This window comes from Pseudomonas sp. HMSC057H01, assembly GCF_001836405.1.
Lineage (GTDB): Bacteria > Pseudomonadota > Gammaproteobacteria > Pseudomonadales > Pseudomonadaceae > Pseudomonas > Pseudomonas aeruginosa.
In genome coordinates, this window is sequence record NZ_KV828502.1 from 1 (window position 1) to 1,142 (window position 1,142).

1 protein-coding gene is annotated in these 1,142 nt (G+C 45.9%); it reads right to left on the minus strand.

The annotated features are described in order from the left end of the window. Nucleotides 1-299 precede the first annotated feature (299 nt). A complete protein-coding gene (locus HMPREF2581_RS20930; RefSeq protein WP_019484986.1) occupies nucleotides 300-728 on the minus strand; it encodes a hypothetical protein in 429 nt (142 codons plus the stop codon). Nucleotides 729-1,142 lie beyond the last annotated feature (414 nt).

Below are 1,142 nucleotides of genomic sequence, written 5' to 3' on the forward strand. Positions count from 1 at the left end.
TAGAGTAGGGAAAATAAATCTGTCCCCTTTATGGGCGTTAATATAGATTTTCCCTCCGGGTTCCACTACGTGAGTAGCCTCCGGTAGAAAACTCATCATCTTCTCGCCAGGACCCATATATGGGTTTGTAGCGATTACCTCGCCTAGCGATCCGTCTTTGAAAGGCAATTTCATCGCATCAGCACGGATGCCTGATTGAATATCGGCGCGGATATCTACGTTTATTGCGCCGGGAGTCTGCGCATTCTTCCCGCCGAACAGCTCAACGGTGGGCTTCCCGCCTGTTGCTTTTGCCCCATCTAAATCTCTAACTTAGATAAAGCCACGTCATCTGAAACTCTAACCACGCCATCAATTATGGACAAGTTATCCTCTGACTCCAAAACGCTAAAACCACAATCTCCAAAATCGAAATACACGCCGACACAACCATCTTCCACATCCGAAAAAAGATACTTGTAAACAGCAAGCAGGTCCTTGCCAAAATATCTATCCAATTCATTCGAACTCTGGATCGGGTACGCAAAGTCATCGGAAATCTCATCCAGCCCCAACAGCTTTGGTTCAGAGCCAAAAGACAAAATCCTTAACACACCTTCCCCAATATCTAATGAAACCCATCCCGATCTTGAAAACCTAAGAAACAGAACCAACATTTTACAAACCAAAGACCCCGACATAAAGAACGACCGAAATCTAAACTCAAAAATCTTCTCACCAATGATCATAAGGCCAAACCCCGCGACTAAAATTTTGAGGATTTCACTGAAATCAAAGTGTCGAATTCATATTTGCCGCCGGGCAACACTCGTAGGTTAACAGTGCTATTAGTTTTAGAGCTGTAAACATGAATAAGGTCATAACTCCCTCGGACAGCCGACTTAGGAATTATGTCACTAACAGCGGTAGCGTTCTCCAATGTTTCTTTAACTGCTAGCTTGGCCTGCTCAACACCAGCGCGACTGGCCTCGTAAGGCAGTCTGCCTTCACCTATTTTCGCACCCAACTTCTTGTTTAAATTTGCTGCTTGAGAGCTAAGAAACGTATCAACCCCACCGAGTTCAGGAAGTTTTTGAACTCCTTTTGCCCCCCACCCAGCCGACCCAAGTCCCCCACTGCCCCGAGCTGCGAACTCATACTAC